The 26,301-nt window shown below is 65.4% G+C and carries 24 protein-coding genes; 21 read left to right on the top strand and 3 right to left on the bottom strand.

The window, feature by feature from the left end; genetic code table 11:
* Both QZ656_RS21395 and QZ656_RS21390 read right to left on the bottom strand, forming a co-directional pair.
* Positions 1–1,233 (bottom strand): efflux RND transporter periplasmic adaptor subunit, encoded by a 1,233-nt coding sequence (locus QZ656_RS21395; protein WP_291995307.1) that lies wholly within the window; start codon positions 1,231–1,233, stop codon positions 1–3.
* Positions 1,234–1,949: 716 nt separating this feature from the next.
* Positions 1,950–2,144 (bottom strand): hypothetical protein, encoded by a 195-nt coding sequence (locus QZ656_RS21390; RefSeq protein WP_291995306.1) that lies wholly within the window; start codon positions 2,142–2,144, stop codon positions 1,950–1,952.
* A gap of 103 nt (positions 2,145–2,247) precedes the next feature.
* Between QZ656_RS21390 and QZ656_RS21385 the strand changes: the two genes are divergently transcribed.
* From QZ656_RS21385 to pstB, 9 genes are all read left to right on the top strand, one after another.
* On the top strand, positions 2,248–2,505 hold the full coding sequence (locus QZ656_RS21385; protein ID WP_291995305.1) for a toxin HicA: 258 nt from the start codon (positions 2,248–2,250) through the stop codon (positions 2,503–2,505).
* Complete coding sequence (locus QZ656_RS21380; RefSeq protein WP_291995304.1) at positions 2,495–2,818, top strand: toxin-antitoxin system HicB family antitoxin; 324 nt, start codon at positions 2,495–2,497, stop codon at positions 2,816–2,818. The genes QZ656_RS21385 and QZ656_RS21380 overlap by 11 nt, the downstream gene beginning before the upstream one ends.
* A 687-nt stretch (positions 2,819–3,505) precedes the next feature.
* Complete coding sequence (phoU, locus tag QZ656_RS21375; protein ID WP_291995303.1) at positions 3,506–4,204, top strand: phosphate signaling complex protein PhoU; 699 nt, start codon at positions 3,506–3,508, stop codon at positions 4,202–4,204.
* Complete coding sequence (phoB, locus tag QZ656_RS21370; protein WP_291995302.1) at positions 4,201–4,935, top strand: phosphate regulon transcriptional regulator PhoB; 735 nt, start codon at positions 4,201–4,203, stop codon at positions 4,933–4,935. The genes phoU and phoB overlap by 4 nt, the downstream gene beginning before the upstream one ends.
* Positions 4,936–4,952: 17 nt before the next feature.
* Positions 4,953–6,248 (top strand): phosphate regulon sensor histidine kinase PhoR, encoded by a 1,296-nt coding sequence (gene phoR, locus QZ656_RS21365; protein WP_291995301.1) that lies wholly within the window; start codon positions 4,953–4,955, stop codon positions 6,246–6,248.
* A 211-nt stretch (positions 6,249–6,459) separates the two neighbouring features.
* A complete protein-coding gene (gene pstS / locus QZ656_RS21360; RefSeq protein WP_291995300.1) occupies positions 6,460–7,488 on the top strand; it encodes a phosphate ABC transporter substrate-binding protein PstS in 1,029 nt (342 codons plus the stop codon).
* A gap of 172 nt (positions 7,489–7,660) precedes the next feature.
* The gene (gene pstC / locus QZ656_RS21355) at positions 7,661–8,629 is read left to right on the top strand and encodes a phosphate ABC transporter permease subunit PstC (protein WP_291995380.1); all 969 of its coding nucleotides are present in this window, start codon (positions 7,661–7,663) and stop codon (positions 8,627–8,629) included.
* A 14-nt stretch (positions 8,630–8,643) separates the two neighbouring features.
* On the top strand, positions 8,644–9,486 hold the full coding sequence (gene pstA / locus QZ656_RS21350) for a phosphate ABC transporter permease PstA (protein WP_291995299.1): 843 nt from the start codon (positions 8,644–8,646) through the stop codon (positions 9,484–9,486).
* 15 nt (positions 9,487–9,501) lie between these two features.
* Entirely contained in the window at positions 9,502–10,293 is a 792-nt protein-coding gene (gene pstB / locus QZ656_RS21345) for a phosphate ABC transporter ATP-binding protein PstB (protein WP_291995298.1), read from the top strand.
* A 49-nt stretch (positions 10,294–10,342) separates the two neighbouring features.
* On the opposite strand, the gene QZ656_RS21340 is transcribed toward pstB, so the two are convergent.
* Positions 10,343–10,897: a YidB family protein gene (locus QZ656_RS21340; protein ID WP_366522213.1), complete on the bottom strand. Its 555-nt coding sequence runs from the start codon at positions 10,895–10,897 to the stop codon at positions 10,343–10,345.
* 202 nt (positions 10,898–11,099) lie between these two features.
* On the opposite strand from QZ656_RS21340, the gene QZ656_RS21335 reads away from it, so the two are divergent.
* The 12 genes from QZ656_RS21335 to QZ656_RS21280 all read left to right on the top strand — a co-directional run bounded on the left by QZ656_RS21335 (position 11,100) and on the right by QZ656_RS21280 (position 26,157).
* On the top strand, positions 11,100–11,411 hold the full coding sequence (locus tag QZ656_RS21335; protein ID WP_291995297.1) for a metalloregulator ArsR/SmtB family transcription factor: 312 nt from the start codon (positions 11,100–11,102) through the stop codon (positions 11,409–11,411).
* Between the two features lie 37 nt (positions 11,412–11,448).
* Positions 11,449–12,690 carry an amidohydrolase family protein gene (locus QZ656_RS21330; RefSeq protein WP_291995296.1) on the top strand — a complete coding sequence of 414 codons (1,242 nt, stop codon included), beginning with the start codon at positions 11,449–11,451 and terminating at the stop codon, positions 12,688–12,690.
* Positions 12,687–14,570 (top strand): MFS transporter, encoded by a 1,884-nt coding sequence (locus tag QZ656_RS21325; RefSeq protein WP_291995295.1) that lies wholly within the window; start codon positions 12,687–12,689, stop codon positions 14,568–14,570. The genes QZ656_RS21330 and QZ656_RS21325 overlap by 4 nt, the downstream gene beginning before the upstream one ends.
* A gap of 36 nt (positions 14,571–14,606) precedes the next feature.
* The gene (locus QZ656_RS21320) at positions 14,607–17,465 is read left to right on the top strand and encodes a DUF2339 domain-containing protein (protein ID WP_291995294.1); all 2,859 of its coding nucleotides are present in this window, start codon (positions 14,607–14,609) and stop codon (positions 17,463–17,465) included.
* Positions 17,466–17,477: 12 nt separating this feature from the next.
* Positions 17,478–18,383, top strand: coding sequence for a 4-hydroxybenzoate octaprenyltransferase (gene ubiA, locus QZ656_RS21315; RefSeq protein ID WP_291995293.1), 906 nt, complete (start codon positions 17,478–17,480; stop codon positions 18,381–18,383).
* Positions 18,380–18,808, top strand: coding sequence for a cytochrome C (locus QZ656_RS21310; protein ID WP_291995292.1), 429 nt, complete (start codon positions 18,380–18,382; stop codon positions 18,806–18,808). Before ubiA ends, QZ656_RS21310 begins: the two co-directional genes overlap by 4 nt.
* Positions 18,809–18,877: 69 nt before the next feature.
* The gene (locus QZ656_RS21305) at positions 18,878–20,473 is read left to right on the top strand and encodes an alpha/beta fold hydrolase (protein WP_291995291.1); all 1,596 of its coding nucleotides are present in this window, start codon (positions 18,878–18,880) and stop codon (positions 20,471–20,473) included.
* A gap of 71 nt (positions 20,474–20,544) precedes the next feature.
* Positions 20,545–22,008: a 4-hydroxy-3-polyprenylbenzoate decarboxylase gene (gene ubiD / locus QZ656_RS21300; protein WP_291995290.1), complete on the top strand. Its 1,464-nt coding sequence runs from the start codon at positions 20,545–20,547 to the stop codon at positions 22,006–22,008.
* Between the two features lie 61 nt (positions 22,009–22,069).
* The gene (locus QZ656_RS21295) at positions 22,070–22,474 is read left to right on the top strand and encodes a hypothetical protein (RefSeq protein ID WP_291995289.1); all 405 of its coding nucleotides are present in this window, start codon (positions 22,070–22,072) and stop codon (positions 22,472–22,474) included.
* A gap of 105 nt (positions 22,475–22,579) precedes the next feature.
* Positions 22,580–25,246, top strand: a complete 2,667-nt coding sequence (locus tag QZ656_RS21290; protein ID WP_291995288.1) for a PAS domain S-box protein — start codon at positions 22,580–22,582, stop codon at positions 25,244–25,246.
* Positions 25,247–25,255: 9 nt separating this feature from the next.
* Positions 25,256–25,846, top strand: a complete 591-nt coding sequence (locus QZ656_RS24200; RefSeq protein WP_366522217.1) for a GGDEF domain-containing protein — start codon at positions 25,256–25,258, stop codon at positions 25,844–25,846.
* Positions 25,735–26,157, top strand: a complete 423-nt coding sequence (locus QZ656_RS21280) for an EAL domain-containing protein (protein WP_291995286.1) — start codon at positions 25,735–25,737, stop codon at positions 26,155–26,157. Before QZ656_RS24200 ends, QZ656_RS21280 begins: the two co-directional genes overlap by 112 nt.
* The last annotated feature ends 144 nt before the right edge of the window (positions 26,158–26,301 follow it).

Here is a 26,301-nt window from a genome sequence, read left to right as displayed (position 1 = left end):
TTACCCCTTGCTTTCAGGCGCAGGCGCCGCCGGTTTTTCCTCGGATTTCGTCGGCTTGGCAGCGGCAGGCGCTGGCGGCTCGAAAGGCTTCGGGTTGACCGTCATTCCCGCCCTGATCTTCTGCGTTCCCTCGGCGATCACCTTCTCACCCGGCTGCAGGCCGCTGGCGATGATCCAGTCTGAACCGATCCGCTCGCCGACCATGACCGGACGGATATCGACCTTGTTGTCGGCGCCGACCACGGCCAGCAGGTACTTGCCCTGGACTTCGGTCACCGCCCGTTGCGGCACCAGCAGCGCGCCCTCGGCGACCGACATCGTCGCCCGGATGCGGCCATACTGCCCCGGGCGAAGCAAACGCTCCGGATTCGGGAAGAGGGCCGTGGCCTTGAAAGTGCCGGTGCTCGAGTCTACCTGCCGGTTGAGCACCGAGAACTGGCCCTCATGCGGAAAGACCGAGCCATCGACGAGGATCAACTCGATCGGCACGTGCTTGCGTTTGTGGTCGGAGCCCTCGGCGAGGACGGCCCGCGCCAGGGGGAGATATTCCCGCTCGCTGATGTTGAAGTAGACCTTGATCGGATCGACGGTCGATACGGTCGTCAGTTCGGTTGGCATGCTCGGGCTCAGCAGGTCGCCGATCTGCGCTTTGGCGATGCCGGCGATGCCCTCGATCAGAGACGTGATGCGGGTAAAGCTGAGGTTCAGCTTGGCGGTCTCCAGCGACGCTTCGGCGGCGTCGAGAGACGCCTTGGCCGACAGCTCGGCGCCGGTGGTGTCGTCGAGATCCTTCTGGCTGAGCGCGTTCTTGGCCGCCAGAGGCTTGACCCGCGCCAGATTCGCTTTTGCCGTCTGATAGAGCGCGCGTTGCTGGGCAACCAGTCCCTTCGCCTGATCGACCGCTGCCTGGAAAGTGCGCGGGTCGATCTGGAAGAGCAATTGACCCTTTTTCACCAGGTCGCCCTCGCGATAGTTCTGCTTGATCAGGTAACCGGTGACCTGCGGACGGATGACCGCATTGACATCGCCGTCCAGCGAGCCGATCCATTCCTGGTAGATCGGCACGTCCTTCTGCACCACGGTGACGACGTCGACGCTTGGCGGCGCCGGCGGCGCTGCCTCTTCTTTCTTGCCACAGCCGGCGCTGAGCAGCAGCGCCGTGCCGGCCAGTACGGCAATGGCGTAGCCGAGCGTGCGGCGTGCGCCTGAAAAGGAGAGTTGCGTAGAGGTCATGACGGCTCCTGCTGGGGGAGAGTGGGGTGCTTGCTGTGGCGAATGAGCCTCCCACGCAAGCAACAGCTTGCGGTGGCGAAGGTCTCCCTTGTCGCACTGGTTTCGGGAACGGGGGGGCGACCCGTGCAAATAAGTGAAGAATTATGCAGCATATGGCAATGCGAATCCAGCCGGCGCCGATTTTCACATTCCTTCCGCATGCATTTTCCCGACCTGGCGGCGTCCGCTGGCACCAGCGTCCGAGCGGCGCGGCCAGGGAGGCGACCCGCAAAACGATGGTCATCGGCTACGGCCTGCGTCGCCACGCTGCCCGCCAACCAAACGCCCTGCGGCTTGGCCACCCGCCCCCGGCCGGCGAAAGCAGGCACGCAAGCCTGCGAGGCTTGACGACGACTGTTCAACGATCAGCGCTGACTCACCGAGCGATGAAGTTGAGTCATCGAGAGTCACGGCTGACTATCCAGGTCATGAAGTTGAGTCCTTGAGAGTTAGCGCTGAGTCTCGAAGGAATGAAGTCGAGTCTTCGAGAGTCGCCGCTGACTAGCAAAGGGACGAAATCGAGTCCCGGAGCCTTGCGCTCGACTCTCCGGACCATGATCTTGAATCTCTGAGCGTCGTGAAGCGGTCCGGGAACGCGAGCGGTGACAGCTGCAGGTATTCATGCGTCGGCGAAGAATGCTCGCCGAGCAGTTGCCGTCGGAGTTGCGTCGCGTCCGTCACGGTAAGCACGCGAAATCCGGCCGAGCGCCAACTTGACGAGCACGACGCCAGAGCCAGGCGAGCATGGCACGAACGTGGTGCGTGTTCTGCAGATGTATACGGATCGACCAGATGTCCTTGGGCTGCAAAGGCGGCTTCTGGCCGACCCGTTTTCCTTTTTTCCCGCGTTCGCGGCGTTGAGTGGATTCCATGACCGACTCCGTCGTTGTTGATCGGAGCCTGATTGTTCTGCCGGGGCGCAAATTTCCCAGTGATCGGCTTGAAGAGTGGTGCCGCTATTGGTAGCTTTTATCCATGTCATCTATCCAGAAGATTCTCGATCAAATGAGGCACGAGTCGGCGAACGTCCGGTTCGGAGATCTCGATAGGGTTTGCGAGGAATACTTCGGGAAGCCGCGCCAATCGCGCACGAGTCGTGCGCTCTTCCAGACGCCTTGGGTCGGCGATCCCCGGATCAACATCCAGAACGACAAAGGCAAGGCGAAGGGGTATCAGGTTCGGCAGGTGCTAACGGCAATTGATGAGTTGGCGGGCATGCGCAATGAGCGCTGATCATTACACCTACCGTGTCACCCGGTCGCCCGAGGACGGCGAACACGTTGCCCTGTGCGCTGAATTTCCGTCGCTGTCGTGGCTCGCAGCGGCGCCAGAGGCAGCGCTGGAGGGGATCCGTCAGGTCGTATCCGATGTCGCCGCCGACATGAAAACGGCTGGGGAGGCCGTTCCTGTAGCTCTGGCGGAAAAACACTACAGCGGTGAGTTCCGTGTCCGAATTCCGCCAGAAGTCCATCGTTCATTGGCCATGCAGGCGGCCGAGCAAGGCGTGAGCCTGAACAGGCCGGCCAGTGCAAAGCTGGCTGGCTGACCGCTACGACGTTCGCTAACAATCTGACCACACCTCTCGCCAGATGGTGATGGGCTGTTTTCGGCGCGGATGCTGGGGGAGTCCTATCGGCCGATGAGGCGACAATTTGTCAGTCGAGACGAGCGACAGCTCCCCAGTCAGCAACACAAGCAGCCGTTCGAGGCCGTTTGCTCGTGCTGACGCCATGTTCTCGTGGGGCGATCGCTGACGTGCCTCGGGACTGTGCGCCCTTTCCTGGCGCCTGCCGACTCCGCGCAATTCGCCCGCAGCTCCGGCCCTGCCTCCGCAGCGCGGCCATTGGGGTGCATCGGGTCGGTGGCGAATGCTGTTCACCTGAAAACGACCTGGCGACGCCATCGGGCGTCGTTTGGCAGTTGTCGAACGCCGCACGAACCTCGGCGTTGCCTCGCCGTTCCGGTGACGAGGGTGCGGCCATCGCGCTGGCGGGCGTTCAGCTGAGGTCTGGTCGAGCGAGCGCTCGCTGACGGCGCCTCGCCGTGCCCGCCGGACGCTCATGATCGTCATGATCGGCGGCTGCTGTTCGCGGCCATGACGCATTGTTTCGCTCGCCGTCGAAGCAGCGGATCGGCAAGGACGGACCGCCGTCGCCGCTGCCGGCGACATCTTCCGGTAACATGGGCAGCGTAGCTTGACCGCCGTTATTCTCTTCGGACGCCAGCCTGCCTCATGAGCGATCATCTCAGCAAACAATTCGATCTTGAACTTGAACATATCCGTAGCCGCATCCTGCAGATGGGCGGCCTCGTCGAAAGGCAGCTCGTGGCGGCCATCGAGGCCTTCAGCAGCGGCAGCCTGGAGACCATGGAGCAGGTGATCGACAGCGACAGCGAAGTCAATGCGCACGAAGTCGGCATCGACGAGGAGTGCACGCTGTTGATCGCGCGGCGGCAACCAACGGCGCGCGACCTGCGGCTGGTGATGGCCGTCTCACGCATCGTTACCGACCTCGAGCGCAGCGGCGACAAGGCCGCGAAAATCGCCAACATGTCGCGCAAGCTGCAGCGCGCCGGCCGTCAGCGCATCCCGCGACTGTCCGATATTCACCATTGCGGACGTCTTGCCACCGACATGCTGCAGGGCGCGCTCGACGCGCTGGCGCGCATGGATGTCGACGCGGCACAGCAGGTGATCGGCGCCGACAAGGCGCTCGACGAGGCCTTCAACGCCATCCTGCGGCAACTGATCACGTACATGCTGGAAGACCCGCGGACGATCACCGAGGCGCTCGACATCATCTGGATCGCCAAGGCCATCGAGCGCGTCGGCGATCATGCGACGAACATCGCTGAAAACGTGATCTACATTGTCAGCGGCGTCGACGTCCGTCACACCGGTGCGGCTCGCAAGAAGGCGGTCGAAGCATGACGATAACTCCTGCCCACTCGGCGGCGCTGCCGCTGGTGCTGGTCGTCGAGGACGACAAGGGTATCCAGGAGCTGCTGCGCTTCACCTTGCTGCGCGGCGGCTACCAGCCGCTCTGTGCCGATAGCGCCGAACACGCCGAGACGCTGTTGCGCGAAACGCTACCCGACATCGCGCTGATCGACTGGATGCTGCCCGGCCGCTCGGGTCTGGCGCTGACCGGTCGCCTACGCAACGACCCACGGACGCGCGCTCTGCCGATCATTCTGCTGACCGCGCGCGGTGAGGAAGCCGACCGTGTCGCCGGTCTTGAAGGCGGTGCCGACGACTACATCGTCAAGCCTTTCAGCCCCAAGGAACTCCTTGCGCGGGTGCAGGCGGTGCTCCGTCGCTGCGCTCCGGAGTACGTCAAAGGTACGCTCAACGCGGGTCCGGTCGAACTCGACACGGTCAGCCACGAAGCGCGTATCGACGGCCGCCGGATCACCCTGACGCCGACCGAATTCCGCCTGCTGCGCTTCCTGATGGCCAACCCCGGGCGCGTCTACACGCGCCAGCAGCTGCTCGATAACGTCTGGGGCGACCATGTGTATATAGAGGATCGGACGGTCGATATCCACATCCGGCGCTTGCGCGTCGCGCTCGGACCGACGGCCGAACAACTCGTCGAGACCGTCCGCGGTTCGGGTTACAAACTCAGTGGTCGCGCCGAGTCCAAGCTGACGGCGTCATGACGGGTGGCGGGCGATGGTTGGCGAGCTTCCTGCTGACCACTGTTCTGCCAATTCTCGCCTTCGCCGTGCTGGCCTGGCTGAGCCATGGCTCAGCGTGGGCGTGGGCGCTGGCGGCGCTGGCTTTCGCCCTTGTTGCCGGCATTCGCAGCCGGCAGCTGTCGATGCTTTCGCAATGGCTGGAGTCTCCCGACGATAGCCGCGATGCTGACGCCGATCGTGGAGGCGGTGAAGTCCTGGCCAAGCTCGGGCGCCGGCTGCGCGACGATGCCCGCAGCCGCGAAACCGTCGAAGCGCGCTTGCGATCGTTCAGGGAGGCGATGGACGCGGTTCCCGATGGTCTGGTGATTGTCGATGCCGCCCATCGGATTCACTGGGGCAATCGCGCCGCCAGCCACCACCTGGGAATCCGCCTGCCGCGCGACGCCGGGGTGATCATCGAGCATCTCGTCCGCGCGCCCGGGTTTGCCGAGTATCTGGCTGCTTCGGACGCGGGTGTTCCCTTCGTTCTGCAGTCGCCGGCGGCGCGAACGCGCGTTTACACCGTGCGCGTCTTGCCGCTGGGCGAGCGCAATAAATTGCTGGTCAGCATCGACGTCACCGACGCCCGGCGCGTCGACTCGATGCGCAGTACCTTCGTCGCCAACGTCTCGCACGAACTGCGCACGCCATTGACCGTGGTCAGCGGTTTTCTCGAGCATTTTGTCGACGATGGCGTGCTCGACGCCGAGCAACGCCGGCAGTTCGCGCGTCTGATGAGCGATCAGACGGCGCGCATGTTGACGCTGGTTGACGACCTGCTGACGCTGTCGCGGCTGGAAGCCGACGACGCGCCAGCGAGCGAAGAGGACGTCGATATGGCCGATCTGCTGGCGCAGCTGCTGGCCGAAGGGCAAAGCCTCAGCGATGGCCGCCATCGCCTCGAAGTCAATTGTCAGGGGCCGGCGGTGCGCGGCAATCGCAAGGAGCTGCACAGTGCCTTTGGCAACCTGGTGTCGAACGCCATCCGTTACACGCCGGCCGGCGGCAGTATCCGTATTGAATGGAGCGTTGGCGATGGCGATGGCGCCGGCACTTTTTCGGTGTGTGATTCCGGCGTCGGTATCGCCGCCGAGCACCTGCCGCGGGTGACCGAACGCTTCTATCGCGTGGACCGCGGCCGCTCGCGCGAAACCGGCGGCACCGGCCTTGGCCTGGCGATCGTCAAACACATCCTCCTGCGTCACCAGGCAAGCCTGGCGATCGAGTCCGAAGTCGGCCACGGCAGTACCTTCCGCGTCGTCTTTCCATCCTGGCGGCTGCAGCCAGCGGACTAAGCGGCGACCTGGCAGGCGGCTGGCCGGCAGCGGCGGGCCTTGCTCGCCGGCGCGGCCGGATCCCTGGCCGTCAACTCCCTGTTCAAGGCGCCGCGCGCTGCCGATCCGTTACCGCCATGTTCGTTGGCATCGCGCGGTCACGGCGCTGAAACATGGCGCCCGTAAGATCGCTGCCATTGACACACCAAAGTGTCAACTTACTGGAGCGATCATGATCACTTGCAAACGTAGTTTCCTGAAACTCTCGCGTCTGGCGGCGGCGATCGCCATGGGCTGTGCCGGCGTCGCCGCGCAAGCGGCCGATATCACCGGCGCCGGAGCGACTTTCCCTTACGCCGTGTACAGCAAGTGGGCCGAGGCCTACAAGGCGGCAAGCGGCAACACGGTGAACTATCAGGGAATCGGTTCTTCGGGCGGCATCAAACAGATCAAGGCCAAGACCGTCGACTTCGGCGCTACCGACGCGCCACTCGCTGAATCCGACCTCGCCAGCGCTGGCCTGGTGCAGGTTCCCGCCGTCATGGGCGGCGTGACTATCGTGGCCAACGTGCCCGGCATCGCGTCGGGTCAGTTGAAGCTCGACGGAGCCACCGCCGCCGACATTTTCCGCGGCGCGATCAGGAAGTGGAACGATCCCGCGATCGCCAGGCTGAACTCGGGCGCCAAGCTTCCCGACACGGCGATCACCATCGTGCACCGCTCGGACGGTTCGGGGACCACCGACGTCATGACCAACTATCTGGCCCGCCAGTCTGCCGCCTTCAAGAGCGAAGTCGGTGTGGGCAAGAGCGTCAACTGGCCGGCCAACGGAATTGGCGGCAAGGGCAACGCTGGCGTCGCGGCCAACGTGCAGAAGATCGTCGGCACCATCGGCTACGTCGATTTCGCCGATGCCAGGAAAAATGGCCTGAAGTTCATCGCCTTGAGCAACAAGTCGGGCAATTTCGTTGTGCCCAGCGGCGACAGCTTCAAGGCCGCCGCCGCTGGCGCCAATTTCAGCGTCAAGGGGATGGCGCCGGACCTCATAGACCAGACCAACAAGGACGCCTGGCCGATCGTCACCGCGACCTACATCCTGGCCTACGAGAAAGGCGATAACCCTGACGGCCAACAGGGCGTCGTCGATTTCTTCACCTGGGCGCTCAACAACGGTCAGTCGCTGGCTGACGGACTCGACTTCGTCGCCCTGCCGAGCAGCGTCGTGAAAGCCGTCGAAGTCGAGATGCGGCGCATCAAATGACGCCAGCGCCCCGCCAGTCGAACGCTTCCGGCCTGCCAGCCGGACGGCGCACGGCAAGTGGCGCGAAGGCGTCGCGGCTTTCATCATCGTGGCGGTCGCCAATGGTCATGACCCTTAAGCGGCTCGTCGGAGCCGGGAGGCATTGAAGATGAGTACGCTGGAAATGAGTGGCATGGCGGTGCGCCGCCCGCTTGACGTGCAGGCGCCGCAGATCGACGTTTTCAAGCGCCAGGATCGGCTCTTTCATCGGCTCACGCTGCTCTTCGCTGTGCTCGTGCTGGCGGCGCTGGCGGGCATCCTGATTTCGCTGACGATCGAGGCGCTGCCGACCTTCCGGGCCTTCGGTGCGGCCTTCCTGTGGAGCGACGTGTGGAGCGTCCCGGACGATCGCTTCGGTGCGCTGATCTCGATTTACGGCACGATCAGCACCTCGCTGATCGCCTTGCTGATCGGCGTGCCGGTGAGCTTCGGCATCGCCCTGTTCCTGACCGAAAGCTGCCCGGTCTGGCTGCGGCGGCCGCTTGGCACCGCCATCGAACTGCTGGCCGGAATTCCTTCGATCATCTACGGCATCTGGGGCTTGTTCATCTTCGCGCCCTTGTTCGCCAGCCATGTGCAGCCCTGGCTGCAGTCGCTGTTCGGCGATCTGCCGCTGATCGGTGGTCTGGTCGCCGGGCCGCCGATCGGCGTCAGTATCCTGGCGGCGGGCATCGTCCTGGCGCTGATGGTCATCCCGTTCATCGCCTCGGTGATGCGTGACGTCTTCGAGACCGTGCCGCCGGTGCTCAAGGAATCGGCGTATGGCGTTGGCTGTACGACCTGGGAGGTGGTCTGGAATATCGTTCTGCCCTACACGCGGGTCGGTGTGATCGGCGGCATCATGCTCGGGCTGGGACGCGCGCTGGGCGAGACGATGGCCGTCACTTTCGTCATCGGCAACGCCAATCGCATCGCCACCAGCCTTTTCTCACCCGGCAACTCGATTGCCTCGGTATTGGCCAACGAGTTCGGCGAGGCCGATCCCGGCCTGCATACGTCGTCGCTGTTCGCGCTTGGCCTGGTCCTGTTTGTCATCACTTTTCTGGTTCTGGGATTGTCGCGCTGGCTCGTTCAACGCGCCAACGCCAGGCAAGGCAACTGAGCGGAGATTTCGGTATGAATGTGTATGGACGTCGCCTGCTGATCAATCGCCTGGGCATCGGCGTGTCGATGATCGCCATGGCTTTCGGTCTGGCGGCATTGATGTGGATCCTGTGGACGCTGTTCTCCAGGGGTTTCGCCGCTTTGAGCTGGGATTTCTTCACGCACGACACGCCGGCACCTGGTTCCGCGGCTGGCGGCCTGCGCAACGCCATCGTCGGCAGCCTGCTGATCGTCGGCTTGACGACCGGCGTGTCGACGCCGATCGGCATCCTCGCCGGCATTTACCTGGCCGAGTTCGGCGATACCTCGAAGTTTGCCGCCAGCACGCGCTTCGTTACCGACATCATGTTGTCGGCGCCGTCGATCGTCATCGGCCTGTTCGTCTACGCGCTGATGGTGGTGACTTTGGGCGGCTTCTCGGGCTGGGCCGGTTCCGTGGCCTTGTCCCTGATTGCCATCCCGGTGGTCGTACGGACCACCGAGAACATGCTCCGCCTGGTACCTGCCAGCCTGCGTGAAGCGGCGTTCGCCGTCGGTGCGCCGCGTTGGCAGGTGTCGCTGAAGGTGAGCTTGCGCTCGGTCCGCGCCGGCGTCGTGACGGGCATTCTCCTGGCCATCGCGCGAGTGACCGGCGAGACCGCACCGCTGCTGTTCACGGCGCTCAACAACCAGTTCTTCAGCACCGACATGTCGCAACCGATGGGCAATCTGCCCGTGGTGATCTTTCAGTTCGCGATGAGTCCGTACGATAACTGGGTCCATCTGGCTTGGGGCGGCGCCTTGCTGATCGCCCTGCTGGTGCTGGCCATCAACGTCGGCGCGCGGCTGCTCTTTCGCCAAACCAACACCCCCTGATCCCTGGAGTACCGTATGCCCGCAACATCCCGGTCCGCCGCCCAAATCGGCGAACACGCCGCTTTACAAGTCCGCAATCTGGATTTCTACTACGGCCATTTCAAAGGCCTGAACGCGGTCAATCTGGATATTGCCCGCCACCGCGTGACCGCCTTCATCGGTCCGTCGGGTTGCGGCAAGTCCACGCTCTTGCGCACCTTCAACCGCATGTACGACCTTTATCCCGGCCAGCGCGCAGAAGGCGAGATTCTGTTCAGGGGCATGAACCTGCTCGACAAGAAACAGGACGTCAACCTGGTGCGGGCCAAGATTGGCATGGTTTTCCAGAAGCCGACGCCGTTTCCAATGACCATCTATGACAACATTGCCTTCGGGGTCCGTCTCTACGAAAGGTTTTCAAAGAGCGAGATGGATGATCGCGTCGAATGGGCTCTGCGCAAGGCCGCCTTGTGGGAGGAGGTCAAGGACAAGTTGTCGCAGAGTGGCCTATCGCTTTCCGGTGGTCAGCAGCAGCGCTTGTGCATTGCCCGCGCGGTGGCGGTGAAGCCCGAGATCGTCCTGCTCGACGAGCCCACTTCGGCGCTCGATCCGATCTCGACGGCCAAGGTCGAGGAGCTGATCAATGAACTCAAGAGCGAATACAGCATCGCCATCGTCACTCACAACATGCAGCAGGCCGGACGGATCTCCGACTACACCGCCTTCATGTACCTCGGCGAATTGATCGAGTTCGGTCCCACCAGCCAGCTGTTCGTGAAACCGACCGTCAAGCATACCGAAGACTACATCACCGGCCGTTTTGGCTGAGCTCGCCGGTGCCGGGGGGCTGGCTGCCCCGGCTTGCGAGCGCGGCTGGCTAGGATCTGCTCAGCAAGCCGCCGAGTAATCCCAGCAAATCCTTACTGTTACCCAGGCCGGCCGGCGGCGCTTCGCCGGCCGGGGTCAGTTGGTCGATTAAGCCGGGCAGGAGTTGCGACAGCTGGCTGGCTGTATCGCTCGAGCTGGCGCCCATCTTGCCGGCCAGGTCGGCGACCGTATTGGCTCCCAGTGCCTGGCTGATCTGCTCACCCGAAATGGCCTGGTTCGGACCCGCAGCGATCCATGAGCCGATGATATCGCCGAGGCCGGCCTTCTGGAATCGCGCCAGCAAGCCGCCGAGGCCGCCGCTGGCGCCATCGTTGCCGAGTAATTCGGCGAGCGCTTGCAGAAGTTGCGGGTTGCGCAGCGGCGCGCCGACGAAGCCCGCCAGACCAGCGCCCTGGCCGCCATTTGCAGACTGCTGGCCGCCGAGGACAGAGCCCAGGACAGAATCGAGTAAACCCATGTTGTCTATCTCCCGGTGAAAACTATTGCCGAAGCGGCAGACCTTCTTCTTGCTCCGCATGTCCGAGCGCCCGCAGGCGATCGCCACGCGCCGATTCTACACGGACGCCGCTCGGCTGCCGTTCGCCGCGGCGTGTTTGTGTCGTGCCGGCGATCGGCGATGGCCTCTGCTCACGCTCGAAGATCGATCGCTGCCCGCCGAATTCCCTCTTGACTTGAGTATCGATATGACTACACTCATCGACATGTTTGCTACGGCTCTTTCGCCAACCGGTCCCTGAGGAGCAACGATGTTGGATGATTACAGTCGGACGATTCCGCGCCAGTGGCAGGCGATGTCGAGGGTTTTCGCGGCGCTTGGCGACGAGCATCGCCAGCGTATTCTGCTGCTCTTCGAGCCGGGTGAGCGCCTCAACGTCGGCCAGATCGCCGAGGTGTCGACGCTGGCCCGGTCGACCGTTTCGCATCATCTGAAGACCTTGCGCGACGCCGACGTCCTGCTTTCCGAGAAACTGGGCAAGGAGGTCTATTTCTGGATCAACAAGGCCTTCCTCGAAGAATGCCTGGGTAATGTGCTCGACTATCTGCGGCAGTCGACGTGAGTCGCGGCAGGCGTCGGCGGCCGACCCGCGAGTGGCGATGAAGCGGCGGCGTCGCGCTTTCCTGGCTGCTGGCCTGGCGCTTGGCGGGGTGAGCGTCGTGGCGCTGCTGGCGCGGCGTTCACCGGCGCTGTTCAACGCCTGTCAGGCGGCGCTGCCGGCGGCAACGGCGACGCACGAACTGGTTCAGTCGGCGTGGGCGGGAGTCGACCCGACGCGTTTCATGGACGTGCACGTGCATCTCGTCGGTAGCGGCGATTCGGGCAGCGGCATCGAGGTCAATCCGCGCATGGCGAGCATCTTCAACCCGCTGCAGTACGCGCAGCGCCTGTTCTATCTGAACGCCGCTTGCGTGCACGATGCACCCGGGCGAATCGACGACAGCTACGTCGAGCGCCTGCAGAATCTCGTCGACGGCCTGCAGCCGGGTGCCCGACTGCTGCTCTTCGCTTTCGACCGCTTTCACGACGTCGACGGTCGCGCCGACCGCGAGCGCAGTTCCTTCTACACGCCGAACGCTTACGCACAGGCGGTCGCCGCCCGCCATCCGCAGGTCTTCGAGTGGGCAGCATCGATTCATCCGTATCGTCGAGATTGCGTCGAGGCGCTCGCCGCGGCGGTGCGCGGTGGCGCACGCGCGCTCAAGTGGCTGCCGCCAGCGATGGGTATCGATCCGTCGTCAGCGCGTTGCGACCGCTTCTACGCGGCACTGGCCAGCCACGACTTGCCGCTGATCACTCACGCCGGCGAGGAAAAGGCCGTCCATGGCGGCGATCAGCAAGCTTTCGGCAACCCCTTGCTGCTGCGTCGGCCGCTCGAGCACGGCGTGCGCGTCGTCGTTGCGCATTGCGCGTCGATCGGCAGCGCAGTCGATCTGGATCACGGGCCGAACGGCCCGGAACGGTCGTGCTTTGAGCTCTTTGCCCGGCTGATGGGCGAAGCGCGCTATGAAAAAAAGCTGTTTGCCGACATCTCGGCGCTGACCCTGCGTAACCGCAGCGTCGACATCGTGCGCACGGTCATCGAGCGCAGCGAGTGGCATCCGCGCTTGCTCAACGGTTCGGACTATCCCTTGCCCGGCATCGTGCCGCTGATTTCGCCCAGCGAGTTCGCCGAGCGTGGCATGCTGCCGTCGTCGGCGGTGGCGGTGCTCGAGACCATCCGGCAGCATAATCCCCTACTTTTTGACTTTGTCCTCAAGCGCCAGCTGTCGGTGGCTGCGCAGCGCTTCGCGCCAGCGGTTTTCGAGACCCGCGCTTTCTTTGAAAGGAACCCCGCATGAGTTCCCAGTTTGCTCTGCTCAAAACGCGTCGTTTCGCGCCTTTTTTTGGCACGCAGTTTCTCGGCGCCTTCAACGACAACCTGTTCAAGAACGCGCTGGTGGTCCTGCTGACCTTCCAGGCGACGAGCTGGACGACGCTGACACCGGCAGTGCTGACCAACCTGGCGGCGGGGATTTTCATCCTGCCGTTCTTCCTCTTCTCGGCGACCGCCGGACAGCTCGCCGACAAGTACGACAAGGCCCGGCTGGCGCGCCTGACCAAGCTGCTCGAAATCCTCATCATGGGCGTCGCCTTGCTCGGCTTCGTGCTGCACAGCCTCGAGGTGCTGCTCGCCGCGCTGTTTCTGCTCGGCCTGCAATCGGCACTGTTCGGGCCGGTCAAGTACGCCATCCTGCCGCAGCATCTACACGAGGACGAACTCGTCGGCGGCAACGCGCTGGTCGAGTCGGGGACCTTCGTCGCCATCCTCATCGGCACGCTGGCTGGCGGTCTGCTCGCCGCGGTCGACGGTGCGACCACCTGGATCGCGCTTGCCGGGCTGCTGGTGGCGGTGCTCGGCTATCTGTGCAGCCGTGGCATACCGGCAGCGCCGGCGCCAGCGCCCGAGCTGCTCGTCGGCCTCAACCCGTTTACCGAAACCTGGCGCAACGTCGGCTTTGCCCGCCAGAACCGGACGGTCTTTCTGTCGATTCTCGGCATCTCGTGGTTCTGGCTCTACGGTGCGCTGTTTCTGGCGCAGTTTCCGGTCTACGCGAAGGACGTTCTCGGCGGCAACGAGAGCACCGTGACGCTGCTGCTGGCGGTGTTCACCGTCGGCATCGGTCTCGGCTCGCTGCTCTGCGACCGGCTGTCGGCCGGGCACGTCGAAGTCGGCCTGGTGCCTTTCGGCTCGATCGGGCTGACGATTTTTGGCATCGACCTGGCTTTCGCTTCACCGGCTCTGCTGCCCGCCGGCGCGCCCTTGCCGCTCCTGGGCGTGCTCGCCATGCACGAAACCTGGCGGGTTCTTTTCGACCTCTTCGCGCTCGGGCTTTTCGGCGGTTTCTTCATCGTGCCGCTGTACGCGCTGATCCAGTTGCGCAGCGCCCCCGAACAGCGGGCGCGAATCATCGCCGCCAACAACATTCTGAACGCGCTGTTCATGGTCTGCGGTGCGCTGGCGGCCGCCGGCCTGCTCGGCAACGGCGTCTCGATCCCGGCCTTGTTCGGCATTGCCGCGCTGTGCAACGCGGCGGTGGCAATCTATATCTACAGCCTGGTTCCCGAGTTCATGCTGCGCTTCATCGCCTGGCTGCTGATTCACTCGGTGTACCGCCTGCAGCAGAAAGGGCTGGCGAACATCCCGGACGAGGGCGCGGCGGTGCTGGTCTGCAACCACGTCAGCTTTGTCGACCCGATCGTCATCGCCGCGGCGAGCCGGCGGCCGATCCGCTTCGTGATGGATCATCGCATCTACCGGCTGCCACTGATCAGCTTCGTTTTCCGCCATATGCGTGCCATCCCGATCGCGCCGGCTCGCGAAGACCGGGCGATGATGGCAGCGGCCTTCGAGGAAGTCGCCAAAGCGCTCGCCGAGGGCGAGCTGGTGGCGATCTTCCCGGAAGGGCGGATTACCGACAGCGGCGAGACCTATCCCTTCCGCCCGGGCGTCCAGCAGATCGTCGAACGGACGCCGGTGGCGGTCGTTCCGATGGCGTTGCAAGGCCTGTGGGGCAGCTTCTTCAGTCGCCAGGGCGGGCCGGCGATGAGCAAGCCGCGGCGGCTCCTCGGGCTGTTCTCGAAGATCGCGCTGAGCGTCGGCCCGGCGGTGGCGCCCGAAGAAGCGACCCCCGAGCGGCTGCGCGAGCTGGTGGTGGGTTTGCGCGGCGACTGGCAGTAGCCACAGGAATTCTCGCAGAGCGCGAAGGAGGCTCGTATGTGGCTTCTCGGACTCGTCCTCGGAGCGGCCTTCGGCAGTCTGCTCGGGATCGCCGGGGCGCTGCTCGGTGGCGTTCTCGGCGTGTTGATCGCCAGGGAAGCGGCGCAGCGCCTGGCCAGGCGCCAGGGCAACGCGCCGCTGCCACTGTCGGCGCAAGAGCAGCGCTTGCAGACGCTCGAGGCACAGGTCGACTGGCTTTATCGCGAGTCGCAGGCGCTGCGCGCCGAACTGGCCGTGCGCCGCGGCGCGCCGGCGACGACGCCCGACGGCGTGCCGCCGGCCGCGAGCTGGGTAGCGACCACCACTGCCGATGCCGCGCCGCCTTTGAGCGAGCCGGCGACGGCCGGCGATTCGCCTGCCGCAGCGCCAGCCGTCGCTGAGCGCGAGTCGCGTTTGCCAGCCTTGTCGGCCGCGCTGGACAGCGCCGCGGCGACCTTGGACGGCTCCAGCGCGGCGCCGCCGACATCCTGGTGGTCGCGACTGCTGGCCGGCAATCTGCTGGCCAAGGTCGGCGTCGTCCTGCTCTTTTTTGGCGTCGCTTCGGGATTGCGGCTGGCCGCCGAGCTCGGCTTGCTGCCGGTGCCGCTGCGCCTGTTGCTGGCTGCCGTCGGCGGTCTGGCGATGCTGCTCTTCGGCTGGTCGCAGGCGCAAAAGTCGGCACCACAGCCGGCGCCACCGACGCAGCAGATGTTCGGGCTGGCGCTGCAGGGCGGCGGTCTGGCGATCCACTATCTGCTGGTCTATTTCATGCTCGGCCGCTACGCGATGCTTGGCGAAGCCAGCGCTTTCGCGTTGTTCGCCGCGCTCGGCGTCGCCTGCGTCGTCCTCGCGACGCGTCAGCAAGGTGAGCTGCTGGCGGTCTTCGGCATCGCCGGCGCTTTTCTGGCGCCGTTGCTGGCGGCGGCAAACAGCGCCGATCCGCGACTGTTGTTCGCTTACTTCAGCTTGCTCAACGCCTTCGTTCTCGGCATCGGCTGGGTGCATGCCTGGCGGCGGCTCAATATCGCCGGTTTTGTGTTGACCCTGGTGGTTGGCATGAGCTGGGCGATCGAACTGTATCGGCCGGCGCATTATCTGCTGATCCAGGGCTTCCTGATCGCCTTCTGCGTAATGTATTCGGCGGCCTCGCCACTGACCGCACTGTTGCGCGCGCCGGGCTGGAAGGGCTGGGGCGAGGGCATCCTGCTCTTCGGAACGCCGCTCGCCGGCAGCGCCCTGCAGGCAGCGCTGCTCGGCGACGACCGCTATGGCCTGGCGCTCAGCGCGCTGCTGGCGAGCGTCTACTACCTCGGCTGGTGGGTCGTCCTCTACCGCCGTCGCGACGCCCAACTGCGCCTGCTCGAGCGCTGTCATCTGGCGATCGCCATCGCCTTCCTGACCCTGGCCGTGCCGCTGGCCTTTGGCGCGCAGGTCACTTCGGCCTTGTGGGCGGTCGAAGGCGTCGCCGTGCTGTGGTTCGGCGTGCGCCAACAGCGACGTGTCGCGCAGGCCTTCGGGTCGGCGATGCAGTTCCTGGCAGGCGCTTCGTTCCTGGCCGGTCTGGGCGAGCTGGAACATGCGCGACCGCTATTCAACGACGTCTGTCTGGGTGGCGTGCTGATCGCTGCCGCCGGTCTGGCTGGAGCGCGCCTCTTGCACGCGTCGGCGAAGCCACTTCTGCCGTCGTCGCTGTTGCTCGCCTGGGCCTTGCTGTGGTGGTTCGCGACGGCTGGCCGCGAGATCGATGCCTTCGCACCGTCGGCGCTGCAAATCCCCCTGTTGCTGCTCTTTGGAGCGTTGTCGCTGGCGGCTCTGGAACTCTACGGTGGCGCCCGGCGATGGCCGGCGGCGCGTTGGGCCGCGGCCTTGCTGTTGCCCTTGCTGTGGCTGCTCAGCGCCGCGGCGGTGCTGCGCGACGGGCACGCGCTGGCCGGCGCCATGCTGGTTGTCGTTCCCGGCGCGCTGGCGCTGCACTACTGGATTCTGGCCCGGCAGGAAAAAGCCGGCCGGGGAGCGGCCGGCGAGGCCGGGGCGGCGATGCCGCAACTCGTTGCCGCGCGCCACGTCGCGGCCTGGTGGTTGTTGCTGCTCATCGCCGGCAACGAACTGGCCTGGCTGGCGCAGCGTCTGGCATCAGGCGTCAGCCTGTGGCCGTTGCTCGGCTGGGGGCTGCTGGCGGCGATCGGCATTCGCCTGCCCGACGCGGCGCATCGCCAGTGGCCGTTCGCCGCACAGCTGGCGGCCTATCGTGGCGCGGCGACCTGGCCGCTGGCGCTGGCCGCCGCGTGCTGGTCGGTCGTCGCCAACGTCAGCCATGCGGGTGGCGGCTCGGGTCTGTCGTACCTGCCGTTGTTCAACGCCTTCGATGCGACGCAGCTGCTGGTCCTGGCTGCACTGCACGGCTGGCTCGCTGGCCTGCGCGCGGCGCCGCTAGCGGGCTGGCCGGCCGGCATGCGCCTGCGCGCGCTGCCGGCGCTGCTGGCGCTGCTGTGGATCAGCACGCTCGCCGCGCGCATCGCGCATCACTGGGGTGGCGTGCCGTTTCAGGCGCAGGCGCTGTTTCACTCGGGCCTGCTGCAGGGCTTGCTGAGCGTCTTGTGGTCGGCACTGGCGCTGGCCGTGATGATCCGCGCCACGCGCTTGCGTCGCCGCCAGGGCTGGTACGCCGGTTTCGCGCTGCTCGCCGTCGTCGGCCTGAAGCTGCTGGCGCTCGACCTGGCCAACGCCGGTACCGCGACGTGGAGCGCGTCGCTGATCGGCGTCGCGCTGCTGGTCCTGGCCGCCAGCTATCTGGCGCCGGTGCCGCCCCGAGAAGAGCAGCCGCTGCCAGAAGCGCCGGCAGAGCCGCTGCCGCCAAGCCAAGCGAGAGCGCCATGAGGACAGGTTAGAATGACGGCCATGCAATTTTCACGGCAAAAACTGCGCGAGCGGATCGATTTGTACGAGCGGCTGATGCGCCTCGACAAGCCGATCGGCATTCTGCTGCTGCTGTGGCCGACGCTGTGGGCGCTGTGCTTGTCGGCGCAGGGCCGGCCGAACTGGCTGGTGGTCTGGATTTTCGTCCTCGGGACGATCCTGATGCGTTCGGCGGGCTGCGTCATCAACGACCTGGCCGACCGCAACTTCGATCCGCACGTCGCGCGGACCAGTCAGCGGCCGCTGGCTACCGGTGCGGTTTCGGTCAGGGAGGCGCTGCTGCTGTTCGCCTTCCTGGTCGCGTGTGCCGCCCTGATCGTTCTGCCGCTGCGCAGCTGGCTGCTCGCGGCGCTTTGCGTCGTGGCGCTGTTTCTCGCCGCGAGCTACCCATTTACCAAGCGCTTCCTGGCCATTCCGCAGGCCTATCTCGGTATCGCCTTCGGTTTTGGCATCCCGATGGCCTATGCGGCACAAGTTGGTAGCGTCCCGGCAGAGGCCTGGTGGCTGTTGCTGGCCAACGTCGTGTGGGCGGTCGCCTACGATACCGAGTACGCGATGGTCGACCGCGTCGACGACCTGAAAATCGGCATCAGGACTTCAGCGATCACCTTCGGCAGCGCCGACGTCGCGGCGGTGATGGCGTGCTACGCCCTGACGCTGGCGCTGCTTGGCGGCGTCGGCTATCGGCTCGGCCTGGGGGCGCCGTTCTACGCCGGCCTGGCGGTCGCCGCGGCGATTGCCGGCTACCATTACACGCTGATTCGCGAACGCGATCCGCGGCGCTGCTTCAAGGCTTTTCTGCACAACAACTGGTTCGGTGCCAGCGTCTTTGTCGGCATCGCCCTCGATTTTCTGCTTGCGAAAGGAATTGGCCGATGAAAACCATACTGATTGGCGCGCTGGCATTGCTGGCGGGGACTTTGCACGCGGCTGACGATGGCCGACAACTGGTCGCCATGCCGGCCGCTGCAGAAGCCGCTCTGCGCGTTGAAATGCGTGCCAACCTGCTGGCGATCAACGAGATTCTCGGCCTGGTGGCGGCCGGAAAAATCACCGAGGCCGGCGAAGTCGCTGAAAAGGAACTGGGGCACTCGGCGATGGGTAAGCACCGCAGCCAGCCTTTCGACGCGCGCCCCGGGCCGCACATGCCAGCGGCGATGCACGCTATTGGCATGGAAGGTCACCAGGCGGCGAGCGACTTTGCCCGCGTCGCGGCCAGCGGCGATCGCGACAAGACGATCACCGCGTTGCCGTCGCTAACCAGCGGCTGTGTCGCCTGTCACTACGCTTACCGCATTCGCTAGCGCGCCCGGCGCCCGGCTAGCGCTCTTCGCCGGGCAGTCGGGCAAAGAGCTCGCTTCACGGGAGTCAAAATGATTGCTGGCTTGACCCGAATGGCGCGGCGGATTGTCGTCGCCATCGCCTATGGCGCCAGCGGCGCGACGCTGGCGCTGCTGGTCGCCGGTATCGTTTACCTGGACAACCAGCCGGAGCTCGACGTCTGGCATCTGGCCAAGCTCGACGCCGAGTTCACCGAGACCTCGGCAGTCGATAGCTTCGCCGGCTACCTGGCACTCGAGGAGCGACTGTTCGCGCAGCTCAACGAGCAGGTCTACGCGCGAATTGCCAACGACCAGCGGCGTCTGATCAACCGCTACAACCGCGGCAGCCTGTCGGACCCGGAGCGCTGGTCGCCGAACTGGAACCGCAGTTTCGTGCTGCGTGCAGAGCAGCCAAGGGCTGGCGTGCTGCTGTTGCACGGCATGTCCGACTCGCCGTACAGCCTGCGCGGCATTGGCCAGACGCTCAACGCGGCCGGCGCAACGGTCGTTGGCTTGCGCCTTCCCGGGCACGGCACGGCACCGTCGGGACTGGTCGAGATCAGCTGGCAGGACATGGCCGCGGCGGTGCGCCTGGCGATGCGCCAACTCGCGGCCGAGTTGGGCGAGGGCGATGCCGCGCGGCCGCTCTATATCGTCGGCTACTCGACCGGCGCGGCGCTGGCGGTGAACTATGCGCTGGCGACGCTCGACGACGCCGCGCTGCCGAAAGTCGACAAACTGGTCCTGCTGTCGCCGGCCATCGGCGTCAGCAGTGCCGCCGTCCTGGCCGTCTGGCAGGCTCGCCTGGGTCATCTGCTGGGTCTCGAAAAGCTCGCCTGGAACGCCATCGTTGCCGAGTACGACCCCTTCAAGTACAGCTCTTTCGCGGTGAACGCCGGCGACGTCGTTTATCGCCTGACCCGGCACATCCAGAGTCGGCTCGAGGCCTTGAGCCGCACCGGCAAACTCGCCGGATTTCCTCCCGTGTTGGCTTTTTCGTCGGTCGTTGATGCCACGGTCTCGGCACCGGCGCTCGTTTCCGGCTTGTTCGAGCGCTTGCCGGCGGGTGGCCACGAACTGCTTCTGTTCGATATCAATCGTGTCGCCGTGATCGAGCCTATCCTGAAAGTCGATCCGATCGCTGCCGTGCTGGCCTTGCGCGACCAGCCCGGTCGCCGGTTTACGCTGAGCGTCGTCGGCAACGAGAACGACAGCAGCCGCCGCGTCGTCGTCCGCAGCGCGCGCCCGGGCGAGGCGGCGAGCAGCGAAACAGCTCTCGGTCTGGCGTGGCCGGACGAGGTTTACTCACTGGCGCACGTGGCGCTGCCGTTTGCTCCGGACGATCCGGTCTACGGTGGTCGGCCACTTGGCAAGAGCCCCGGTGTCCATCTGGGCGACCTCGCGCTGCGCGGTGAGCGCGGGGTGCTGCAGATCCCCGCGTCGGACATGCTGCGGTTGCGCTGGAACCCCTTCTACCCCTATCTCGAGTCGCGCATCCTGGCCTTTGTCGGGCTGTCCGGCGACCAGGGGACGCGCTCGGCCTTGCCGCGCCGCGTGCGTCCGGCCGGCTGGCGGCCGGGTGAGGCGGCTATAATCAGCGGCTGGACGTTCCACCGCGCAGCAGCCAAGGCCAGCCAGCCAGGCTAGTGCGGCGGGGCGAGACTCGACGCTGACCGTCGCGACGCTGCCGCCGGAAGCTTCCGGCCGGAAATCTGCTGATGAAATATCAAGACCTGCGCGACTTCATCGCGCAACTGGAAACGCTTGGCGAACTACGGCGCGTTGGTGTCGAGGTCGATCCACGCCTCGAGATGACCGAGATTTGCGATCGCGTACTGCGCGCCGGCGGGCCGGCGCTGTTGTTCGAGAATCCCCGCGGCCACAGCATGCCGGTGTTGGCCAATCTCTTCGGTACACCGCGGCGGGTGGCGCTGGGGATGGGGCAGGAGTCGGTGGCGGCGCTGCGCGAGGTCGGCAAGCTGCTCGCTTATCTGAAGGAGCCCGAGCCGCCGAAGGGGCTTCGGGACGCCTGGGACAAGCTGCCGGTGCTCAAGCAGGTGCTCAACATGGCGCCGCACCTGCGTTCGTCGGCGCCGTGCCAGGAGATTGTCTGGGAGGGCCGCGACGTCGACCTGTCGCGCCTGCCGATCCAGCTGTGCTGGCCGGGCGACGCCGCGCCGCTGATCACCTGGGGGCTGACGGTGACCCGCGGGCCGCACAAGAGCCGCCAGAACCTGGGCATCTATCGGCAGCAGGTGCTCGGAGCGAACAAGGTGATCATGCGCTGGCTGGCGCATCGCGGCGGCGCGCTCGATTTCCGTGAGCACTGCCTGGCCAGGCCCGGGCAGCCGTTCCCGGTAGCGGTCGCGCTGGGTGCCGACCCGGCGACCATTCTCGGCGCCGTCACGCCGGTTCCCGACAGCCTCTCGGAATATCAGTTCGCCGGTCTGCTGCGTGGCGCCCGCACCGAGTTGGTGAAATGCCTGGGCTCCGACCTGCAGGTGCCGGCGGCCGCCGAGATCGTCCTCGAAGGATTCATCGACCCGGCCGAAACCGCCCTCGAAGGACCCTACGGCGACCACACCGGCTATTACAACGAGCAGGCGCACTTTCCGGTGTTCACCATCGAGCGCATCAGCATGCGCCGGCAGCCGATCTACCACAGCACCTACACCGGCAAGCCGCCCGACGAACCGGCGATGCTCGGCGTCGCGCTCAATGAAGTCTTCGTGCCGTTGTTGCAGAAGCAGTTTCCCGAGATCGTCGACTTCTACCTGCCGCCCGAGGGTTGTTCGTATCGACTGGCGACGGTGAGCATCAAGAAGCAGTACCCGGGGCACGCCAAGCGCGTGATGTTCGGCATCTGGAGTTTCCTGCGCCAGTTCATGTACACCAAGTTCATCATCGTCGTCGACGACGACGTCGATATCCGCCAGTGGAAGGAAGTTATCTGGGCGATGACCACGCGTGTCGACGCCGCGCGCGATACCTTGATCGCCGAAAACACGCCGATCGATTATCTCGACTTTGCCAGCCCGGTCGCCGGCCTCGGCAGCAAGATGGGCCTTGACGCGACCAACAAGTGGCCCGGCGAAACGAGCCGCGAATGGGGAACGCCGATCGTCATGGACGCCGCCGTCAAGCAGCGCGTTGACGCCATGTGGAGCGAACTCGGGCTGTGAGCGACCGCGACACGGCAATTGAGCGCATCGCGGCGAAGCCGCTGCGCGACTGGAGAAGGCCATGAATCAAGAATTGATCCCCGCCGGCAGCGACCTCGAGGGTGCCCGCGCCTGGTGCCATGTGATCTACGGCCTGCACGCGCTGGCGGTGGTCATCGGCGTCACCGGCGCGGCGACGGTCGCCGGTGCCTTTGTCTTTGGCGTGCCGTCGCTGATCGCCGTCGTCCTCAATTACATCAAGCGCAGCGAGGTTCAGGGGACCTGGCTCGACAGCCACTATCGCTGGCAGATCCGGACTTTCTGGTTCACTGTCCTGTGGCTGTTGGTCTACGGCATGTTGATCATCACCATCGTCGGTATTCCGATCGCCTGGTTGCTGATCGTCATCCTGGGCCTGTGGGTGGGCTATCGCGTGATTCGCGGCTGGCTGGCGCTGTCTGGAAGGCGGCCGATCGACAGCGCCTGAAGTGCCGTCGGTCTCGCCGGCCAGAGGGTTTTTTTGGCCGCATTACGAAATCCCTATCGGCTGGCAGGTATCATGAACCATTAGTCAAGTCAATGGCTGCTTCTCGTGCGCTTCCCCCGTCGCCGCTACCTGCTTCTCCTGGGTCTTGTCAGCGTGCTGCTCAGTGTCTGGGCCGGCGCTGGCGCGCGCGCCGAGCTCGCCGCAGCCACCGTTCTGACCGTGGTGACCGACGATAATTATCCGCCTTACGTTTTTCGCGACGGCGAAGGGCGGCTCGTCGGCTACCTGGTAGACAGCTGGAAACTGTGGGAGACAAAGACCGGCGTGCGCGTCGACCTGCGCGCCAGCGACTGGGCGACGGCACTGCAGCGGATGGCCGACGGCCAGGCCGATGTCATCGACACTTTGTTCATGACGCCGGCGCGCGCTCGTACGCTCGATTTTACGCCGCCGTACGCGCAGATTCCGGTGGCCATCTACACGCATGCGAGCATCGGCGGCATCGTCGATCTGAACACCCTGCGAGGCTTTCTGGTTGGCGCCAAGGACGGCGATGCGTGTATCGAGAAGCTGGCCGCCGCCGGCATCCCAACGGTCCAGCGCTTCGCCAGTTATCAGGCGCTGGTGCAGGGGGCAATCGCTGGCAAGGTGCGCGTGTTCTGCCTTGACGAGCCGCCGGCCAATTACCTGCTCTATCTGAACGACGCCGGTGAGCAGTTCAAGAAGGCCTTTTCACTGGCTTCGGGTGACTTTCATCGCGCTGTCCGCAAAGGCGATGTCGATACCCTGGCCTTGGTACAGCGTGGTTTTTCCAGCATCACGCCGGCCGAAGAGCGGGCCCTGCACGAGAAGTGGATGGGGACGCCGCTGGCGCCGTCGCCCTATGTTCGCTACCTCGGCTACGCGCTGCTGGTCGGAACCCTGGTCGCCGCTGTGCTGTTGCTTTGGGTGATCAGCTTGCGGCGCGTCGTCGCGCGGCGCACCGCCAGGCTGCAGGCGACTCTCGATGCCGTTCCCGACCTGATGTTCGAGCTTGGACTCGACGGTTGCTACCATGACTTCCATTCGCCGCGTACCGACTTGCTGGCGGCGCCCGCCGAATCGCTGCGCGGCCGCCTGCTGTCCGATGTTCTGCCGCCAGCGGCCGCTGCGACTTGTCTGGCGGCCTTGCGCGAGGCCAACGAAGTGGGTTACTCGGGTGGCCAGCAGTTTGCGCTCGATCTGGCGCACGGCAGATTCTGGTTCGAGCTGTCGGTGGCCCGCAAGCGTAGTAGTCGTGGCCAGGAGCCGCGCTTTATCGTCCTGTCGCGCGACATCAGCGGCCGCAAGCTGGCCGAGGCGGCGCTATTGCGCCGCGGCGAACAGCTGCAATTGATGTCGGTGGCGAGTCAGCAGATCAACAGCGAGCTCGACCTGCCGGTGATCCTGCGGCAGCTGGTCGCCGCTGCGCTGCAGCTGACCGGCGCCGCGTCGGGAGCCGCCGCCCGGATGAGTGGCGGCCAGCTGGTGTTCGGCGAGTACAACGAGGGTGGCCAGCTGACGCCGGTCGATTACCGTTTTGGCCCGGGTTACGGTGTTCCCGGACATGTGCTGCAGACCGGTAGGTCGTACCTGAGCAACGATGCCGAGAACGATCCGCACGTGATCGCCGAGATCCAGCAGGCGCTGCGCTTCGAAAACCTCCTCGACACGCCGATCATCAGTCGTCACGGCGAACTGCTTGGTTGCTTCGAGATTCACAACAAGCCCGGCGGTTTCGACGACGCCGACGTCGGTTTGCTGCAGGGCTTGGCGGCGAGTGCCGCCGTTGCGTTGGAAAATACCGCCCTGCTCGGCGAACGCCGGCAAGCCGAGCAGGCGCTGCGCGACAGCGAGGCGCTCAAGGCTTCGGTGCTTGCCGGCGCCGCCTGCGGGATGATCGCCACCGACCCGCAGGGATTGATCACGGTCTTCAACCCGGTCGCCGAAGCGATCCTCGGCTACCGCGCCGACGAAGTCATCGGCCAGCAGACGCCGCTCATTTTCCACGACCCCGCCGAGTTGGCGGCGACGGCCAGGGCCTTGAGCGTCGAGCTCGGTCGTCCTCTCGAAGCCGGCTTCGAGGCGCTGGTCGTCAAGGCACGGACGAGCGATCAGGCCGACGAGCGCGAAATGACTTACCTGCGCAAGGATGGCCGGCGGATCGCCGTGCGCCTGGCGGTGACCGTGCTGCGCACGCCGGCGGGAGTGCTCATTGGTTACCTCGGAACGGTCGTCGACATCAGCGCGCAACAGCAGGCGGCGGCACAGCTCAAGCTGGCGGCCAAGGTTTTCGAGCAGGGTGGCGAAGGGATCGCCATTACCGACGCGGCGTGCAGGATGGTGATGGTCAATCAGGCATTCACCGCGATCACCGGCTACAGCGAGGCCGACGCGCTCGGCGACAACCCACGCCTGCTCGCCTCGGGCCGGCACGATGCGGCGTTCTACCAGGGCATGTGGGCGGCGATCGAGTCGCAAGGCTGCTGGCAGGGCGAGATCTGGAATCGCCGCAAGGACGGCAGCGTCTACCCGGAGTGGTTGTCGATCAGCCGCGTCCAGGACGATGGCGTGACGACGCACTATATCGGCACCTTCATCGACATTAGCCAGCACAAGGAAGCCGAAGCCCGCATCCAGCGGCTGGCGCATTTTGACTCACTGACCGGCCTGCCCCAACCGCAGTCTGCTCGCCGAGCGCGTCCGCCCACGATCTGCGACGGGCGCAGCGCGGCCGCGAGCCGCTGGCGCTGATCTTCCTCGATCTCGACCGTTTCAAAACACGTCAATGATTCGCTGGGTCACCGCGTTGGCGACCAGCTGCTGATCGAAGTCGCGCAGCGCCTGACCGGCGCCGTCCGTGACGAGGACACCGTCGCCCGTCTGGGCGGCGACGAGTTCATTCTGGTCTTGCCGAATACCGACGCCGACGGCGCCGCGCACGTCGCGGCCAAGCTGCTTGAGGTCACTGCGCCGCCGTATCGCCTCGAGCAGCACGAGCTGACGTGCACCGCGTCGCTGGGCATTGCCCTGTACCCGGCCGATGGCACGACGCTGGAAGCCTTGGTCGATGAGCGCCGACAGCGCGATGTATCGGCCAAGGAGAGCGGTTCGCAAGCCTACTGCTTCTTCACGGCCGACCTGCAGGAGCGCTCGGCGCGCACCTTGCAGCTCGAGAACGAGTTGCGGCGGCGCTGGAGCGCGGGTCCAACTGCAGCTGTATTACCAGCCGCAGCTGGCGCTTGCCGATCAGCGTCTGCTTTGGCGCCGAGGCGCTACTGCGCTGGCAGCATCCGCAACTGGGGATGGTCGAGCCGGCCGAATTCATCCCGATCGCCGAGGAGTCGGGGCTGATTCTGCCGATCGGCGAGTGGCTGCTCCGGACCGCTGTTCGGCAGCTGCGCGTCTGGCAGCAAGCCGGCCTGCCGCCGATCAGCGTCGCCGTCAACGTCTCGGTGGCGCAGTTCCGGCTACCGCAGCTTATGCCGCAGCTGCTGGCGCGGATTCTCGACGAAGAGCGGCTGCCGGCGCACTGTCTCGAACTGGAACTGACCGAGCGCGTGGCCATGGAAAGCCCGCTGACGGCGATCGCGATGATCGACAAGCTGCGCGCGCTGGGCTTGCGGCTGGCGATCGACGATTTTGGCAGCGGCATCCGTCGATGAGCTACCTCAAGCGTTTTCGTGTATAAGCCAAGACTCAGTCGTTCCTTTGTCGCCGACATCAGTGGCGATCCTGACGGCGAAGCAATCGTGTCGCGATCTTCGGCCTGGCGCACATCCTGGGTCTGCAGACCGTCGCCGAGGGCA

Origin of the sequence: Candidatus Accumulibacter sp. ACC003, from assembly GCF_907163085.1 — a bacterium.
Taxonomy (GTDB): domain Bacteria; phylum Pseudomonadota; class Gammaproteobacteria; order Burkholderiales; family Rhodocyclaceae; genus Accumulibacter.
Note: the sequence above shows the minus strand (reverse complement) of the source record. Positions and strands in the feature narration are given on the sequence as shown.